A 17,379-nucleotide genomic window follows, 5' to 3' on the forward strand; every position below is an offset into this window, starting at 1 on the left:
TGGGCTGGAGGTGAGGCTTGCACTATGTTAGGCGTATGCAAGTTTGACCCGAAGTCAGGAAAACCTCTCGTGCGTGATCTGAAAATTCCCGAGCAACGCCACCCTGAAAAGGCCCATCGGCCCGACAACGATCAGCCGAAAAAGCCAAAGTGGATTCGTGTGAAAGCGCCCGGCGGCAAGGGCTATGCCGACACGCATAAGATCATGCGGGAAAACAATCTGGTCACGGTCTGCGAAGAGGCCGGGTGCCCCAATGTCGGCGAATGCTGGAGCCAGGGCCACGCCACCATGATGATCATGGGCGAGATTTGTACCCGCGGCTGCACCTTCTGCAATATCGCCACGGGTCGGCCTGACGAATTGGACGTGTTCGAACCGGGCCGCGTGGCCCATGCGGTCGAGAAGCTGGGGCTTAACCACGTGGTGATCACCTCGGTGGATCGGGATGATCTGACGGATGGTGGCGCGGATCATTTCGCGCAGACCATTCGGGCGATACGTCACCGGTCGCCCAAGACCACAATCGAAATCCTGACGCCCGATTTCCTGAAATGCGACCCGTCGGTGCTTGAGATCGTGGTTGAGGCCAAGCCGGATGTGTTCAATCACAACCTCGAAACCGTCCCCGGCCTTTACCCCGAGGTTCGCCCGGGTGCGCGCTATTTTCACTCGCTGCGTCTGTTGCAACGGGTGAAAGAGATGGACCCGTCGATCTTTACCAAATCCGGTATCATGGTCGGGCTGGGGGAAGAGGAACAGCAGGTGCGGCAGGTCATGGATGACATGCGTGCTGCCGATATCGATTTCCTGACCATTGGCCAGTATTTGCAGCCCACGCCCAAACATCACCGCGTAGATCGCTTTGTCACGCCCGAAGAATTCGCAGCTTATGAGAAAGCGGCCTTTGGCAAAGGGTTCTTGATGGTCTCGGCCACGCCTTTGACCCGGTCTTCTTACCACGCAGGAGATGATTTTGCCCGGCTGCGCGCCGCTCGGCAGAAGAAACTGGGCCAAGTATGACGCCTGAACAGCAGGCGTGGCTGACCCAGTGTCGCCACGCGCTGCATCAACACCCCGAACTGTCCGATGAGGAAGAGCGCACTGCCGCCCGCATTGTTGAGTTGTTGCAAGGCTTTGCGCCTGATCAGGTTCAGACCGGTCTGGGCGGGCATGGGGTTGCTGCGATCTACGACAGTGGTCAAGACGGACCGGTGGTTGGCATCCGTTGTGAGCTGGATGGATTGCCGATCCAGGAGATCTCAGATCAGCCCTATGTGTCGCAGGTCCCTGGCAAGGGTCACCTTTGTGGTCACGACGGACATATGGTCATGGTTCTGGGCGTCGCTCAGGCCCTTGCTGCGCGTCGCCCGACACGCGGGCGCGTGGTGTTGATCTTCCAGCCCGCCGAAGAAACCGGGCAGGGTGCCATCACCTATCGCGCGGATTCCCGGTTCGAAGAGTTGGGCCTGGACTATGTGTTTTCGCTGCACAACCTGCCCGGGCTGGCTCTTGGCACGGTCGAGCTGTGTCAGGGCCCAGCCAATTGTGCGTCGCGCGGGATGCGGATTGTTCTGACGGGCAAAACCTCTCATGCCGCCGCTCCACAGGATGGGGTGTCCCCCGCAGGTGCTTTGGCGCGTCTGATGCCCGCTTTGGCCGGGCTTGGCCCAGCAGGGGCTTTGAATACCGATTATGCTCTGACCACAGTTACGCATTCCCGGCTTGGCGCTGCGACCTTTGGCGTTGCTCCGGGTGAGGCTGAACTTTGGGTGACTCTGCGCACTGTGACGGACGCTCGTATGGAACAGTTGATCGCCGAGGCAGAGGCTTTGGTGCAGGACGTTGCACGTGACGAGGGGCTATCGGTTCAGATCAGCTATGACGATGTGTTTGAGGCTTGTGTCAACAACGCCGAGGCCGTTGCGGTGCTGGCCTCTGCCTGTGCAACACAGCAGGTTTCGTGCGCGCAAGTGTCCGACCCTCAACGGTTTTCCGAAGATTTCGGTCAGTTTGGCAAATCCGCCAAGTCGGCGATGTTCTGGTTGGGCTCCGGCGCGGAACAGCCGCAATTGCACAACCCGGACTATGATTTTCCCGATGCGCTTATCCCCATCGGAACGGGTATCTTCCTTGCAGCAATTGATCAGGTACTGGGCGTCAGGGCCTGAACTTCGCGGGCTCCAGCGTGGCCCAATCCGGCCACCAGCCAAGATATTGAATACCCGCCAATACCCCGCAGGCAAGCAGCACGCCAAACACCAGTTTCACCCGACGTTCTGACGGTGGCCGGCGCGCCCATTTCGACATGCGAAGCAGATGGCGCGGGTTCATGGGGTCACTCTTCGACGAACCGCACCTTGCCGATAAAGGGCAGGTTGCGGTTGCGCTGCGCATAGTCGATCCCATAGCCCACAACAAATTCATCCGGGATTTCGAACCCGATCCAGTCTGATCGGAAATCGACCTCGCGTCGGCTGGGCTTGTCGAGCAAGGCGATGGATTTCAACCGCGCGGGCTGGCGGCTTTGCAGCAAGTTGGTGACATGGTTCAGCGTGTGTCCGGTATCGACGATGTCCTCAACCACCAGCACATCACGCCCTTCAATTGCGCCCCGCAAGTCCTTGAGAATACGCACCTCTCGACTGCTTTCCATCGAGTCGCCGTAAGAGGAGGCTTCGAGGAAATCGACCTCGATGGGCAAATCCAGTTCGCGCACAAGGTCAGCGATAAAGACGAAACTGCCGCGCAACAGACCCACAACAACCAACTTGTCGGTGCCTGCGAACTCTTCGGTGATCTCGCGGCAGAGCTCCTCGATCCGCGCGGCGATGGCCTTGGCCGAGATCATCTCATCTATCACATATGCGCGCTCGCTCATCACTGCCCCCTTGATCTTTCGCGCGCAACATACGAAATCACGCGGCATTGTCACCAGTTAATGCCCGGATACCATGCCCACCCACTCGGAAACCCGCTCTCTGTCCTACACCGCTCAGCAGATGTATGATCTGGTTGCAGATGTCGCGAAATACCCCGAGTTCCTACCTTGGTGCGCAGCCGCCCGCATTCGCCGGACCTATGCCGAAGGTGAAGGCCAGGTGATGGAGGCGGATCTGGTGATCTCGTTCAAAGTGTTTCGGGAAAGGTTCGGCAGCCGGGTAACACTGTTCGACGCAGCCAAACGGATCGATACCGAATATCTGGACGGACCGTTCAAATACATGAAATCCGATTGGCAGTTTGAAGACACCGAGCAAGGGTGCAACATCTCGTTCCATGTGGATTTTGAGTTCAAGAACGCGATCTTGCAGGGCATCATTGGCGTTGTTTTCAACGAGGCCATGCATCGAATCGTGCGTGCCTTTGAACAGCGGGCAGCTGATCTCTACGGCTAAGGCTTTACCCACGGCCAGCGCACGCTAGAGTGCAGGTCATGGCCAAACTGACAAACGCACTTGCCGACTTTGCCTGCGCCCCGCTTTCGACGACCTTGCAAACGCGGATCGTGACCTCGTTGTCGATGCTCGACTGGATCGCGGTCGGGTGCGCCGGTAAGGACGAGCCGGTGTCAAAGATCGTTCGGGATATGGTTCTGGCCGAAGCGGGCGCAGGGCAGGCGCATTTGTTTGGTGGCGGCACCGCACCGCTGCGTGCGACTGCGTTGGTGAATGGCACCATCTCGCACGCGTTAGACTACGACGACACCCATTTTGCTCATATCGGTCACCCCTCGGTTGCTATTTTGCCCGCAGCGCTGGCTCTGGCCGAAGCAAAGGACAAACCGATCGTCGATCTGCTCGAAGCTGCGCTGATCGGAATGGAGCTTTCCATTCGTGTTGGTCTTTGGTTGGGGCGGGCGCATTATCAGGCGGGTTTCCATCAGACCGCGACATCCGGTGCATTTGGGGCCGCAGTCGCCTGCGGGCGGTTGCTGGGGTTGAATCCCGCGCAGATGCGACAGGTTCTGGGTCTGACAGCGACACGTGCGGCGGGCCAGAAATCCCAGTTCGGCACGATGGGCAAACCCTATAACGCAGGCGTCGCCGCTGCCAACGGGCTTGAGGCCGCGCAGTTGATCACCGCCGGGTTTCAATCGAATGATCAGGCGCTTGAGGGCACATTTGGGTTCGGGGCGACCCATCTGGGTGAGAATGACACCGACAGTGCCTTGCAGGGCTTGGGCCACGACTGGCTGTTCGAGTTGGTCAGCCACAAGTTCCATGCCTGTTGCCACGGTCTGCACGCAGCGCTTGAGGCTGCGCGGGAGCTGGATATCGCTGAGCCAGAGGTGGCCGAGATCAAGGTCAAGACCCATCCGCGCTGGATGACTGTCTGCAATCAGGTGAACCCGACCACGGGGCTGGGGGCGAAGTTTTCCTACCGTACTGTAATCGCGATGCAGGCTTTGGGCTATGATACGGCGCTGCCTGAAAGCTTTACGGATCAAATCTGTCAGAACCCGCGGCTGAAGTCCTTGGCTGACCGGATCACGGTTGAAGCTGATAACAGCCTGTCAGAAACTCAGGCGAAGCTTGCATTGTTGCGCCGCGATGGTGCGCGGCTGGAGGCCGAACATGACTTGCAAACGCCCCTGGCGCTGGCCGACCGGGAAGATCGGGTCAGGGCCAAAGCGGTAAAGCTGATCGGGCGAGACGAGGTTGACGAGATCTGGTCAATGCTGCGCACCGGAGGGCGCGCAGCGGATTTGGCGGCGCATCTGAACGGCTAGACCACGCGCCAATGCAGGGGAAAGCCCGGGTCAAACACGGTGACAGGCCCGTCTCCAGACTCGATCTTGGCCGGATATTCGACCGGCGCACCTTTGGACAGGGTGATGGTGTCTTCATTGACCGGCAATCTGTAAAACTCAGGCCCGTTGAGCGACACAAACCCTTCCAGCTTGTCCAGCGCATCCGCCCGGTCAAACATCTCGGCCACCAGCGACATGGTATTGGTCGCAGTGAAACAACCCGCGCAGCCGCAGGCCATTTCCTTGTTGTCATCGGTATGAGGCGCGCTGTCAGTGCCCAGAAAGAACCGCGCATCGCCCGAGGTCGCCGCCGCGACCAGGGCCAAGCGGTGCTCCTCGCGCTTGGCAACAGGCAGGCAATAATAATGCGGCTTGATCCCGCCAACCAGGATATGGTTGCGGTTGATGATCAGGTGATGCGCCGTAATCGTCGCCCCTAGATCGGTCGCGTTGGCTTTGACATACTCCACCCCGTTCGAGGTTGTAATATGCTCCATCACCACACGCAGGCCCGGGGTGGATCTGCGGATCGGGTCCAGTACGCGGTCAATGAACACCGCTTCACGGTCAAAGATGTCGATTTCTGCGTCTGTGACCTCCCCATGAACACACATGGGCAGACCGATCTCGGCCATTTTCTCAAGCACCGGGCGCACCTTGTCGAAATCGCGCACGCCCGAGGCCGAGTTTGTCGTCGCTCCCGCCGGGTACAGCTTGACCGCTTTGACCAACCCGCTGGCATGGGCCGCAGCCACATTTTCGGGATCGGTGTCCTCGGTCAGATAAAGCGTCATTAACGGCTCGAACGTCATGTCTTCGGGCAGGGCGGCCAGAATACGGTCACGATAGGCGGCGGCCTGATCGCCTCGCACCACTGGCGGAACAAGGTTGGGCATGATGATCGCACGGGCAAAATGGCGCGCGGTTTCAGGTAGAACGGCTTGCAACATCGCGCCGTCGCGCAGGTGCAAATGCCAGTCGTCGGGACGGCGGAGTGTCAGGCTATCGGTCATGGGCCTGCGCTAGCACAGCTGCGGCAAAAGACCAACCAACCGCAGACCTGACCCGACAAAAAACTTGCCTCGCCACGCGGCCAGCGTAGCTCTGACGCAGGCCAAGGTCTTGACGCCCGTGCAGCGGCATGACCTTTTAGCCGATGACAGGGCAGGAGGATCCATGACGCAGCCAAATTCCATCGATGCGGTCCAGCAGATGCTGACAACGCAAGGCTATGTCTGTGGCCGCGCCCTGGCGACGGTTGTGTTCTTGTCGCTCAAACTGGGCCGCCCGCTGTTTCTGGAAGGTGAGGCTGGTGTCGGCAAGACCGAGATCGCCAAGGCTCTGGCCGCCGGTCTGAACCGCCGACTGATCCGCTTGCAATGTTACGAAGGTCTGGATGCGTCCTCGGCGGTCTATGAATGGAACTTCCCGGCACAGATGGTGGCCATTCGCACAGCCGAAGCCTCGGGCGGGGCCGACCGGGCTGCTCTGCAGGACGAGCTGTTCTCAGATGACTACCTGATCGAACGTCCCTTGCTGCAAGCCATGCGCCCGGATGAAAACGGCGCGCCGGTTTTACTGATCGATGAGCTTGACCGCACTGACGAGCCGTTCGAGGCCTTCCTGCTCGAAGCGCTCAGTGATTTTCAGGTGACGATCCCCGAGCTTGGCACCGTCAAGGCGCCAGAACCTCCGATTGTGATCGTCACCTCGAACCGCACCCGCGAAGTCCATGACGCGCTGAAACGTCGTTGCCTTTACCACTGGGTCGACTACCCCGATTTCGAACGCGAAATCGCAATCCTGCACGCCCGCGCGCCCGAAGCCGCTGAAAGCCTCAGCCGAGAGGTTGTGGCCTTTGTCCAGCGTTTGCGCACCGAAGACCTGTTCAAGAAACCGGGTGTGGCCGAAACCATCGACTGGGCCAAATGCCTGCTCGCCCTCGATGTCATGAACCTCAGCCCCGAGGTGATCGGCGACACGCTGGGCGCGATCCTGAAATACCAGGATGACATCCAGAAACTGCAAGGGTCCGAAGCCAAACGGATATTGGACGAGGCCAAGGCAAGTCTGGAACCAGCTTGATCCGATGAGTGTCGCGCCCGTTATCCATATTGGCGGTTGGCCCGGTGTGGGCAAAATGACAATCGGACGGATACTGGCTGAGGCTTTGGGTGGCCGACTGATCCATAACCACCTGATGCTGGATGCTGCGCGCGCGATCTATGCCCGCAATACACCCGAGAGCGCCGCCATGCGCGAAGAGGTTCGACACCTCATTTTCGATCACGCTCGCCGTTTGCCCAAGGACGTGCCCATCGTTCTTACCGACGCGTTGGCGGATGAACCGGCCGCTTTGCCATTGTTCCAACTAACACTGGACCTTGCTAATGATCGCAACGCGCCTTTGTATCTTTTTGTATTGGACAGCTCCGTAGAGGAAAATCAGCGAAGATTGCGGGACCCATCCCGAAAGGGTGGTGCCAAATTGATGGATGCCAACGTTCTGGCATCTATCCGACAGACGGATACGCTGTTTGTTCCTGACGAAGCAGTGGTCTTGGACGTTTCGAAAATGGCGGCTCAAGCAGCTGCGAATGAAATCCTTACCCATCTCGGAAAAGTAGATGGCTGAGCTGCTCCCCCCCGATATCCCGGAAAACCCCAAGCTGGCGCAGAATATCACGCATTTTGCTCGTGCGCTGCGCAAGGCGGGGCTGCCCATCGGGCCGGGGCGTGTGATTGATGCGATCCGGGCGGTGCAAACGGCTGGCTTCACCGAAAAACAGGATTTCTATTGGACGCTGCACGCCTGTTTCGTAAATCGTCCCGAACATCGCACTGTCTTTGCGCAGGTCTTCCGCATGTATTGGCGCGATCCGCGGTATATGGAGCATATGATGGCCATGATGCTGCCGGCCATCCGGGGCGTGCAGGAAGAACGCAAGGCCGATGCCGGGGAAAAGCGCGCGGCTGAGGCTTTGTTGGACGGCGTTGAACAGGACGCACCTGAACCGGTTGCTCAGGACGAGGGCGAGACCGAGATTGAGATTGACGCCACCCAAACCGCCTCATCCGAGGAGCGGTTGCGCAATCTCGACTTTGAACAGATGAGCACCGCCGAGATCGCGCAGGCCAAACGGGTTCTGGCGCAAATGTCCTTGCCGGTCAAACCGATCATGTCGCGGCGCGGGCAGGCCAGTCATCTGGGCTACCGCATCGACCGTGCCCGGACCCTGCGCGCAGCCATTCGCCAGGGCGGAGAGCTGCGCGACATTGCCCGACAGCATCCCAAACCCCGCTGGCCCAATCTGGTGGCGCTTTGTGATATCTCTGGCTCGATGAGCCAGTACAGCCGGATTATCCTGCATTTTCTGCATACGGTCTCGAATGCAAAAGGTGCGGGCTGGGCCAAGGTTCATGCCTTTACCTTTGGCACCCGACTAACCAATATCACCCGTCATCTGCATCAGCGCGATGTGGATACGGCGCTGGCCGCTGCCGGGGCCGAAGCGCAAGATTGGGAGGGCGGGACGCGGATCGGCGATTGCCTGCATCAGTTCAATCGCGACTGGTCGCGGCGGGTCATGGGGCAGGGGGCCGTGGTGCTGCTGATCACCGACGGGTTGGAGCGTGGTGACCCCGAAGGGCTGGAGAAAGAGATCGAGCGCCTGCACCTGTCCTCAAAACGCCTGATCTGGCTGAACCCGCTTTTGCGGTGGGACGGGTTCGCCCCCAAGGCGCAGGGGGTGGCCGCGATGCTGCCTCATGTGGACAGTTTCCGCGCCGGACACTCGATTGCATCGCTGCAAGATCTGGCCGCCGTGATCTCTGAACCCGACGACGAGGGGCAGAAAGCCCGATTGATGGCGGCGCTGTCTGCCTAAGACAGCTGTTCCGCGTTGCATTTGCGCGCCATTTCCATGGCTTTGTAGGTGCCGGTCAGGTCAACGGTGAAGGCAAATTCTTTTTCGGGAAACACCACCATCACCTTTTGCTTGGCCAGATCTTCGGCAAATTGCGGATCATCCGACAGCACATACCCGCCGGAATAGCCTTTGGTGATGTTGCCGCGCATTCCGGTCGCCTCGCCAACATAGATGTTGTCACCGATCAGAATCGCCACCGCCTCCTTTTCGTCGCGCTTGATATCGGTTTCCGCCTTGGTAAAGACACCCACATATCCAACACCGCGATCTTCGGTAAGACCCATCTGAACCACGTTTTCCGAATCGTCCACCGCCTCGATCAGACAGGATTTCTTGTCTTCATCGATAAAGACCTTCCAACCTTCGACCTCGCCATAGCGCAGAAAGCTGTCGGCATAGCTTGCTGTCGACATCAATAGACCCAGTGCAGCGCCGACAGTAAAAATGCGTTTCATTTTTGTCTCCTGTGTTGAAATCGCTGGGGGCTTGTCCAATGCCCACCTGAACGTATGAGCACGCTAGAACGCCCGACACATACAATCAATCGATTCTGAATATTTGCACCTTTGGGGGCTGTTTGTTGCTTGGATGAGCGCCCAGTCAGCTTTTCAATTTGCGAAAGCTGCTTATGTTGGAGCGGATAGGGAGCGGAGGCCAAGATGGACAGATTCGACAGCAGTCCCGAAACAGCGCTGAAGTGGTATCGCGACGGGACCGGGGCTGCTCTGGCCACCGTTGTCGAAACATGGGGCAGCGCCCCGCGGCGCGTCGGCTCTCAATTGGTGATTGGCGGCGATGGTCGCATCGAAGGCTCGGTCTCGGGCGGGTGTGTCGAAGGCGCTGTGATCGTCGAAGCCTTGGAAGCGATCGAAGAAGGCAATGCCCGTCTGCTGGAATTCGGAGTCAGCGATGAGGATGCCTTTGCCGTCGGGCTGGCCTGTGGCGGGACGATCCGCGTGCTGGTCGAACCTGTGGGCAAGGTTCTGCCCGAGGCGATGCTGGCCGAATTGGTGCAGGCCCGGGCAAGGCGCGAGCCGCTGGTCTATGAGGTGAATGTCGAAACCGGACACCGCGCGCTGCGCCGCAATGCGCATGCCGACCGCGTTCGGATGGATCGGTCGGGCTTTGACGAAGACGGACAGACCTTTGTGGCGGTGCACAACCCGCCGCTGCGCCTGATCGTGGTGGGCGCGGTGCATATTGCGCAGGCCCTTGTGCCGATGGCGCGGATAGCGGGGTACGATCCGGCAATCGTTGACCCGCGTGAAGCTTTTGCCTCGGACGAACGATTCCCGGGTGAGACGATCCTGACGGACTGGCCTGATGAGGCGGTGATGAAGCTGGGGCTGGACAGTCGCACAGCCATTGTATTGCTGACCCATGATCCCAAACTGGATGATCCCGCGCTCGAGGCCGCTTTGTCGGCGGGCGTTTTCTATATCGGTGCATTGGGGTCGACCCGGACCCATGCCAAACGGGTAGATCGGTTGACGCAGGCCGGGTTCACACAAGAGCAGATCGCACGCATTCATGGCCCTGTTGGGCTGGATATCGGCGCGGCCAGCCCTGCCGAAATTGCAGTTGCGATTCTGGCTCAGATGACCGCTGTGCTGCGAGGCAAAGCGTGAAGTTCGGCCAGGTCCCGGTTACCGAGGCACAAGGGGCGATTCTGGCGCATTCCGTGCAGGCAGGCGGTCGAAGGCTGCGCAAGGGTATCGCGCTGGATCAAGCGCATCTTGAGGCACTGTCTGCCGCAGGCATTGCCGAGGTCACCGTGGCCCGACTGGAGCCCGGCGATTGTCACGAAGACGAGGCCGCGCGGCAGCTTGCAGCCGCTCTGACACCCGATCCGAAATCCGCCAATTTGCGTGTGACCGAGCCGTTTACAGGGCGCGTCAATCTGCTGGCCGATGGCCCGGGGGTGGCGGTTCTGGATCTCGAGGCGATAAGCGCGGTTAATCAGGTCAACCCGATGATCACCGTCGCCACCGTGCCCCAATACCAGCAGATGGGTGAAGGCGGCATGGTCGCCACGATCAAGGTAATCTCTTATGCGGTGCCTGGTGGCGATGTGATGCAAGCAGCCCGCTTTGCGCAGGACGCTATTCGCCTTGCACAACCCATCCATCACAGTGCTGGTTTGGTGGTGACCGACATACCGGGAGGGCCCGCCAATGAAAAAGGGATCACAGCCATTCGCGGTCGGGTTGAAGCATTGGGGATGGATCTGGCGGATGTGCAAGTCGTGCCCCATCGCGTTGACGCACTGAGCGCGGCGTTGAAAGGCCTGCAGGGCGATGTTGCGCTGATCCTGACAGGCTCTGCCACGTCGGACCCGCAGGATGTCGCGCCCGATGCTGTGCGCGTGGCTGGTGGGCATGTGGACCGGTTCGGGATGCCCGTGGACCCCGGTAACCTCTTGTTTCTGGGCAGTTTGGGAACGCGGCCGGTGATCGGCCTACCGGGCTGCGCGCGGTCTCCGGCGCTGAACGGGGCCGATTGGGTGCTGTCTCGGGTAGCTTGCGGGATTGAAACCACGGCAGCAGATATTGCCGGCATGGGCGTCGGCGGGCTGCTGAAAGAGATCCCGACACGCCCACAACCCCGAGCGCAGCGCCGCAAATGACGCCACGTCAGTTTTACGCTTTTGCGTAAGGGCGATGCCTGCGAAGGCTTGCTGGGTGAATTGGCTGAAAAATCAAGCAAATATTTTTGTTCTCAAACAAATTTTCCCGTGTTTAACTCGGGCCCAACGAAAACACCAAATTGGGAGGATCTCATGACACAGGTCTCAATGACCGTGAACGGTAAGTCCGTGAGCGGTGACGTCGAAGGCCGGACATTGCTGTCCAGTTTTCTACGCGATCACCTGTCTTTGACCGGAACACATGTCGGCTGCGACACGGCGCAATGCGGCGCTTGTGTGGTGCATGTGAACGGCGAAGCCGTGAAATCATGCAATATGCTGGCGCTTGAGGCGGATGGTGCCGATGTGGGCACAATCGAAGGGCAGGCTGCCGAGGACGGTACGCTGAATGTCATCCAGCAGGCGTTTCAGGATCATCACGGGCTGCAATGTGGATTCTGCACTCCGGGCATGGTGATGAGCGCTGCGGCGTTGCTGAAAGACAACCCGCGCCCGTCCGAGGCTGAGATTCGCAAGTATCTGGAAGGCAATCTGTGCCGCTGTACCGGCTATCATAACATCGTCAAGGCGATCATGGCCGCATCGGGCCAGGACGTTAGCAGTATCGCTGCGGAATGATACCGCTGCGGGCGAGATTGAGCCGCCCGTGAGAGACGTAAAGGATGCGCCGGACGCATCCGTTTATCGGAGGAGAACAAGCAATGCCCAAAGACAGTGGCATCGGAGCCAGTTCCAAGCGGCGCGAGGACGTACGCTTTCTGACCGGAGCAGGCAATTACACCGACGACATCAACGCGCATGGCCAGGCCCATGTGTATTTCCTGCGCTCGGACATCGCGCATGGACGGATCAACAGTATCGACACGTCAGCCGCTGAGGCGATGCCGGGCGTGGTCAAAGTGTTCACCGGCAAGGATTTCGAAGGCGTGGGCGGTATGCCCTGCGGTTGGGAAGTCACCGACCGGCATGGCGCGCCCATGCAGGAGCCGCCGCACCCCATTCTGGCGCAAGGCAAGGTTCGCCATGTGGGCGACCCGATTGCCGCTGTCGTGGCCGACAGTCTGGAACAGGCGCGTGACGCGGCCGAAGCGATTGAGGTCGATCTCGACGAATTGCCAGCCGTGTTGGACATGAAAGCCGCCGCGCAAGAGGGCGCGACGCTGGTGCATGACGACCTGAAAAACAACATCTGCTACGACTGGCATCTGGGCGAAGAAGACAATGACAAGATCAACGGGATCTTTGCCAATGCGGCCCATGTGACCACTCTGGATCTGGTCAATAACCGTCTTGTGGCCAACCCGATGGAGCCGCGTGTGGCGCTGGCCGAATACAGCCGCGGCACCGACGAATACACGCTCTATACCACATCACAGAACCCGCATGTGATCCGGCTGCTGATGTGTGCCTTCGTGCTGGGCCTGCCCGAGCACAAGGTGCGCGTTGTGGCCCCGGATGTGGGCGGTGGGTTTGGCACCAAGATCTTCCACTATGCAGAAGAGGCGTTCTGCACCTTCGCGGCCAAGGCCTGTAACCGTCCGGTCAAATGGACATCGAGCCGGTCCGAGGCGTTCATGTCAGATGCGCAGGGCCGCGACCATGTCAGCACGATCGAACTGGCGCTGGACGCGGATAACAACTTTATCGCTCTGCGGACAAATACTTACGCCAATCTGGGTGCGTATTTGTCGACCTTCTCCAGCTCGGTTCCGACCTGGCTGCATGGCACGCTGATGGCGGGCAATTACAAGACGCCGGTCATTCAGGTGAATGTGAAGGCCATGTTTACCAACACCGTTCCGGTCGATGCCTATCGTGGGGCAGGCCGCCCTGAGGCGACCTATCAGCTGGAACGCGTGATCGACAAAGCCGCGCGTGAGTTGGGGGTCGACCCGATTGCCTTGCGCCGCCAGAACTTTGTCACTCAGTTCCCCTATGACACGCCTGTGGCGCTGACCTATGACACCGGTGACTATCACGGAACGATGGACAAGCTTGAGGCCGCTGCTGACATCGCGGGCTTTGCCGCGCGTCGGGCTGAGAGCGAAGCCAAGGGCAAGCTGCGCGGTCTGGGCATCAACTGCTATATCGAGGCTTGCGGCATCGCCCCGTCGAATATCGTGGGTATGCTGGGTGCACGCGCGGGTCTTTATGATGCTGCGACCGTGCGCGTGAATGCCACCGGCTCGATCAGTGTGATGGTGGGGGCACATAGCCACGGGCAGGGGCATGAGACCGCCTTCCCGCAGGTTGTGGCGGACATGATCGGCATTGACGAGTCGATGGTCGAGATCGTGCATGGTGACACCTCGAAGATCCCGTTTGGCATGGGCACCTATGGCTCACGCAGCCTTGCGGTCTGCGGCTCTGCGATGGTGCGCGCGACCGAGAAAGTGATCGACAAGGCCAAGAAGATCGCAGCCCACCTGCTGGAAGCGTCCGAGGCGGATATCGAGTTGAAGGATGGTCAATTCAGCGTCGCAGGCACCGACAAGTCGGTGGCCTGGGGCGATGTGACCCTGACAGCTTACGTGCCGCATAACTTCCCGCTAGAGGTTGAGCCGGGGCTGGAAGAGACCGCCTTCTATGATCCTGCCAACTTTACCTATCCCGCTGGGGCTTATGCCTGCGAGGTTGAAGTTGATCCCGAAACCGGGAAAGTCAGCATCGAGGCGTTCACGGCTGCGGATGACTTTGGCAATATCATCAACCCGATGATTGTGGACGGCCAGGTGCATGGCGGAATTGGCCAGGGGATCGGGCAGGCGTTGCTTGAGAACTGTGCCTATGACGAGAACGGCCAACTGCTGAGCGCGTCCTTCATGGACTATGCCATGCCGCGTGCAGATGACGTACCGTTCTATGGTGTGGATCATTCCAGCCAGACGCCGTGTACGCACAACCCTCTGGGTGTGAAAGGCTGTGGTGAAGCTGGCGCGATTGGTTCGCCGCCCGCTGTGGTCAATGCGGTTCTGGATGCGCTGAATTCGGGTGGAAAGGCCATCGATCATATCGACATGCCGGTAAGCCCATCGCGCGTTTGGACGGCGATGAACAGCTGAGAGGTCAGGGAAGCTGGGGGCTCTGCCCCCAGACCCCCGAGGTATTTTTGAACAGAAGAAGGACGGGGCGCGCCTTGTCCTGATTTTGGAAAGGAAGACGAGATGTATAATTTCGAGTTTGAGAAGCCGTCGACCATAGCGGATGCTGTGGCGGCTTTGGCGGCGGAAGATGCGCAAGCCCTGGGGGGTGGTCAAACGCTGATCCCGACGCTGAAACAGCGACTTGCGTCCCCATCGGCACTGGTGTCGCTCAGCGGCATTGCCGAGATGATCGGTGTCTGTGTCGAGGATGACGGATCTGTGGCCATCGGCGGGGCAACCCCTCATGCTGTGGTGGCCCGAGAGGCGGCGAGCTCATATCCTGCGCTTGCGGCGTTGGCCGGGCAGATTGGCGATCCGGCTGTGCGCAATCGTGGTACAATCGGCGGGTCGGTGGCCAACAATGATCCGGCGGCTTGTTATCCAGCGGGTGTATTGGGTTCGGGCGCGACCATCGTGACCAATACGCGTGAGATCGCAGCCGATGATTTCTTTGAGGGCATGTTCAGCACAGCGCTTGAGGAAGGAGAGATCATAACGCAGGTCCGGTTCCCGGTGCCACAGGCGGCATGTTACGAGAAGTTCCTGCAGCCCGCGTCTCGCTTTGCCCTCGTTGGAGTTTATGTGGCGCGCTTTGCCGACGGTGTGCGCGTGGCGGTGACGGGTGCCAGCGAGGACGGTGTGTTCAGGTGGTCCGAGGCCGAGGCGGCGCTGAGCAAGGAGTTCCGCGCGGACGCGCTGATGGATCTGAAGATCAACCCGATGAACATGATCGGCGATCTGCATGGCAGCAAGGAATACCGCGCGCATCTGGTCAGTGTGATGACCAAACGCGCAGTATCGGCCTGTCTGTAAAGCTCGCTTTCAAGCGATTGAAAAGCCCCGAGGGAGACCTTGGGGCTTTTTCTTTTGGTTGAGACGACATTGTGCGCCGATGAAAAAGGAGTAGGTTTCACCTTGAAACCAGCGTGCCGCGCTGGCGTTTGAACGGCTGCAAAGGACAATGCCATGAGCCATGTATTTCCACGTCATACCAAAAGCGAATTGCCAACGGCTGTTGGCGGGGACGGGTGTTACCTGTTGGACGCTCAGGGGCGTCGATATCTGGATTGTGGTGATGCGGCTGTGTCCTGTCTGGGCCACTCGAACGCGGCGGTTATTCAGGCGGTGCAGGATCAGGTGGCAAAAATTGCCTTTGCCCATACCGGGTTCATGACGTCTGAACCTGCCGAAGACTTGGCCGATCTTTTGATCGACCATGCGCCCGGTGATCTGGATCGGGTCTATTTTGTTTCTGGCGGGTCCGAGGCGACCGAGGCTGCGATCAAGCTCGCGCGGCAGTATTTTCTGGAAATCGGCCAGCCTGAACGACGCCACGTGATCGCTCGGCGGCAGAGCTATCACGGCAACACGCTTGGGGCGTTGTCGGCGGGTGGGAATGAATGGCGCCGCGCGCAATTCGCACCGATGCTGATCGACATGACGCATATTCCTGCCTGTTACGAATATGCCGAAAAGCCAGATGGTGAGAGCAGTTATGACTATGGGCAACGGGTCGCCAACGCTTTGGAGGCCGAAATCCAGCGGCTCGGGCCTGACACGGTGATGGCGTTTATGGCTGAACCTGTAGTTGGCGCGACACTGGGCGCGGTGCCGGCGGTCGAAGGGTATTTCCAGAGAATTCGCGAAATATGTGATACTTACGGGGTACTTTTAATTCTGGATGAAGTGATGTGCGGAATGGGGCGCACGGGGCATCTCTTTGCCTGCGCGCATGATAATGTCGAGCCCGATATTCTGTGTATCGCAAAGGGATTGGGCGCGGGTTATCAGCCAATCGGTGCCATGCTGTGCAGTTCAAAGATCTATGATGCGATCCGTCAGGGCTCGGGCTTTTTCCAGCACGGGCACACCTATGTTGGTCACCCGGTGGCGACTGCTGCGGCGTTGGCTGTTGTGCAAGAGCTGACGGAGCATGACCTGCCGGCGCGTGCAGGTGTCATGGGAGAAAAGCTGAAATCCAAATTGAATGCAGCCTTTGGTCAGCACGCGCATGTCGGCGATATTCGCGGGCGGGGTCTGTTTATCGGGGTGGAACTGGTCGAGGATCGGACCAGCAAAGAACCATTTGATCCGTCGCGCGGCATTGCGGGAAAGATCAAGAAAGCCGCGATGGCCGAGGGCTTAATCTGTTACCCGATGTCGGGCACGCGCGATGGGCGCAGTGGAGACCATATACTGTTGGCGCCACCCTTTATCATTGAAGACGCGCAGCTTGATGAGTTGGTCGACAAGCTGGGGCGGGCTTTGGATCAGGTTCTGTAGGTCTTTGCCTCGCGCAAAACAAAAGCCCCTTCGTGTGCGAAGGGGCTTGTCGTCTGCAGATTTCAGGGGTCTTATTTCTGCGGAAGTGGGCCGATCATCATGATCATCTGACGACCTTCCATCTTGGGCATATTCTCGACCTTGCCGATTTCTTTGATATCTTCGGCTACGCGTTCCAGAAGCTCGCGCCCCAGATTTTGGTGGGCCATTTCGCGACCGCGGAAGCGGAGAGTGACTTTGACCTTGTCGCCCTTTTCCAGAAACTTGAAGACGTTCTTCATCTTGACGTCATAGTCATGAGTGTCGGTGTTGGGCCGGAACTTGACCTCTTTGACCTCGATGACTTTTTGTTTCTTGCGGGCTTCGCTTTCGCGTTTTTGCTGTTCGTATTTGAACTTGCCGAAATCCATGATCTTGCAGACGGGCGGCTTGGCGTTGGGCGAGATCTCGACCAGATCAAGGCCCGCATCTGCGGCAAGTTGCATGGCTTTGGCAGGATGAACCACCCCGACATTTTCACCTTCGGCGCCAATCAGGCGAATTTCGGGGGCACGGATGCTTTCATTGACACGCGGGCCGGTCTCTCTCTGAGGCGGCGCGTTGTGAGGTCTGCGGGCTATGGGTTCA

The 17,379-nt window shown here is 59.2% G+C and carries 18 protein-coding genes; 13 read left to right on the top strand and 5 right to left on the bottom strand.

Going from position 1 to position 17,379, the window contains the following annotated elements:
• Positions 1–69 precede the first annotated feature (69 nt).
• Positions 70–1,020 (top strand): lipoyl synthase, encoded by a 951-nt coding sequence (lipA, locus tag GOX45_RS05210; RefSeq protein ID WP_171099261.1) that lies wholly within the window; start codon positions 70–72, stop codon positions 1,018–1,020.
• A complete protein-coding gene (locus tag GOX45_RS05215) occupies positions 1,017–2,168 on the top strand; it encodes an amidohydrolase (RefSeq protein WP_171098681.1) in 1,152 nt (383 codons plus the stop codon). Before lipA ends, GOX45_RS05215 begins: the two co-directional genes overlap by 4 nt.
• On the opposite strand, the gene GOX45_RS05220 is transcribed toward GOX45_RS05215, so the two are convergent.
• Together GOX45_RS05220 and hpt are read right to left on the bottom strand one after the other, a co-directional pair.
• Positions 2,158–2,331 carry a hypothetical protein gene (locus tag GOX45_RS05220; protein ID WP_171098683.1) on the bottom strand — a complete coding sequence of 58 codons (174 nt, stop codon included), beginning with the start codon at positions 2,329–2,331 and terminating at the stop codon, positions 2,158–2,160. The two genes, GOX45_RS05215 and GOX45_RS05220, sit on opposite strands and share 11 nt — an antisense overlap.
• 4 nt (positions 2,332–2,335) lie before the next feature.
• Positions 2,336–2,878 carry a hypoxanthine phosphoribosyltransferase gene (gene hpt / locus GOX45_RS05225; protein WP_171098685.1) on the bottom strand — a complete coding sequence of 181 codons (543 nt, stop codon included), beginning with the start codon at positions 2,876–2,878 and terminating at the stop codon, positions 2,336–2,338.
• Between the two features lie 73 nt (positions 2,879–2,951).
• Here hpt and GOX45_RS05230 point away from each other — a divergent pair, with 73 nt between their 5' ends.
• Positions 2,952–3,395, top strand: a complete 444-nt coding sequence (locus GOX45_RS05230; protein ID WP_171098687.1) for a type II toxin-antitoxin system RatA family toxin — start codon at positions 2,952–2,954, stop codon at positions 3,393–3,395.
• A 38-nt stretch (positions 3,396–3,433) separates the two neighbouring features.
• Positions 3,434–4,729 carry an MmgE/PrpD family protein gene (locus GOX45_RS05235; protein ID WP_171098689.1) on the top strand — a complete coding sequence of 432 codons (1,296 nt, stop codon included), beginning with the start codon at positions 3,434–3,436 and terminating at the stop codon, positions 4,727–4,729.
• Here GOX45_RS05235 and pyrC read toward each other — a convergent pair.
• Positions 4,726–5,763 (bottom strand): dihydroorotase, encoded by a 1,038-nt coding sequence (gene pyrC / locus GOX45_RS05240; protein ID WP_171098691.1) that lies wholly within the window; start codon positions 5,761–5,763, stop codon positions 4,726–4,728. The genes GOX45_RS05235 and pyrC overlap by 4 nt on opposite strands.
• Before the next feature lie 163 nt (positions 5,764–5,926).
• On the opposite strand from pyrC, the gene GOX45_RS05245 reads away from it, so the two are divergent.
• From GOX45_RS05245 to GOX45_RS05255, 3 genes are read left to right on the top strand one after another with little or no spacing between them, the layout of a single operon-like run.
• A complete protein-coding gene (locus tag GOX45_RS05245; protein ID WP_171098693.1) occupies positions 5,927–6,835 on the top strand; it encodes a MoxR family ATPase in 909 nt (302 codons plus the stop codon).
• Positions 6,836–6,839: 4 nt separating this feature from the next.
• A complete protein-coding gene (locus tag GOX45_RS05250; protein ID WP_171098696.1) occupies positions 6,840–7,385 on the top strand; it encodes an AAA family ATPase in 546 nt (181 codons plus the stop codon).
• The gene (locus tag GOX45_RS05255) at positions 7,378–8,637 is read left to right on the top strand and encodes a VWA domain-containing protein (RefSeq protein ID WP_171098697.1); all 1,260 of its coding nucleotides are present in this window, start codon (positions 7,378–7,380) and stop codon (positions 8,635–8,637) included. The genes GOX45_RS05250 and GOX45_RS05255 overlap by 8 nt, the downstream gene beginning before the upstream one ends.
• Here the strand turns inward: GOX45_RS05255 and GOX45_RS05260 are convergent.
• On the bottom strand, positions 8,634–9,134 hold the full coding sequence (locus GOX45_RS05260; RefSeq protein ID WP_171098699.1) for a hypothetical protein: 501 nt from the start codon (positions 9,132–9,134) through the stop codon (positions 8,634–8,636). The two genes, GOX45_RS05255 and GOX45_RS05260, sit on opposite strands and share 4 nt — an antisense overlap.
• A gap of 204 nt (positions 9,135–9,338) precedes the next feature.
• Here GOX45_RS05260 and GOX45_RS05265 point away from each other — a divergent pair, with 204 nt between their 5' ends.
• From GOX45_RS05265 to GOX45_RS05290, 6 genes are all read left to right on the top strand, one after another.
• Entirely contained in the window at positions 9,339–10,307 is a 969-nt protein-coding gene (locus GOX45_RS05265) for an XdhC family protein (protein ID WP_171098701.1), read from the top strand.
• Positions 10,304–11,305 (top strand): molybdopterin-binding protein, encoded by a 1,002-nt coding sequence (locus tag GOX45_RS05270; RefSeq protein ID WP_171098703.1) that lies wholly within the window; start codon positions 10,304–10,306, stop codon positions 11,303–11,305. Before GOX45_RS05265 ends, GOX45_RS05270 begins: the two co-directional genes overlap by 4 nt.
• Before the next feature lie 153 nt (positions 11,306–11,458).
• Entirely contained in the window at positions 11,459–11,944 is a 486-nt protein-coding gene (locus tag GOX45_RS05275; protein ID WP_171098704.1) for a (2Fe-2S)-binding protein, read from the top strand.
• 83 nt (positions 11,945–12,027) lie between these two features.
• Positions 12,028–14,388 carry a xanthine dehydrogenase family protein molybdopterin-binding subunit gene (locus GOX45_RS05280; RefSeq protein WP_171098706.1) on the top strand — a complete coding sequence of 787 codons (2,361 nt, stop codon included), beginning with the start codon at positions 12,028–12,030 and terminating at the stop codon, positions 14,386–14,388.
• A 102-nt stretch (positions 14,389–14,490) separates the two neighbouring features.
• A complete protein-coding gene (locus GOX45_RS05285; protein ID WP_171098708.1) occupies positions 14,491–15,282 on the top strand; it encodes a xanthine dehydrogenase family protein subunit M in 792 nt (263 codons plus the stop codon).
• A gap of 153 nt (positions 15,283–15,435) precedes the next feature.
• Positions 15,436–16,752: an aspartate aminotransferase family protein gene (locus GOX45_RS05290; protein WP_171098710.1), complete on the top strand. Its 1,317-nt coding sequence runs from the start codon at positions 15,436–15,438 to the stop codon at positions 16,750–16,752.
• Between the two features lie 71 nt (positions 16,753–16,823).
• On the opposite strand, the gene infC is transcribed toward GOX45_RS05290, so the two are convergent.
• On the bottom strand, positions 16,824–17,372 hold the full coding sequence (gene infC / locus GOX45_RS05295; protein WP_171099263.1) for a translation initiation factor IF-3: 549 nt from the start codon (positions 17,370–17,372) through the stop codon (positions 16,824–16,826).
• Positions 17,373–17,379 lie beyond the last annotated feature (7 nt).

This window comes from Ruegeria sp. HKCCD7255 (assembly GCF_013031565.1).
In the GTDB taxonomy this organism is placed as follows: domain Bacteria; phylum Pseudomonadota; class Alphaproteobacteria; order Rhodobacterales; family Rhodobacteraceae; genus Ruegeria.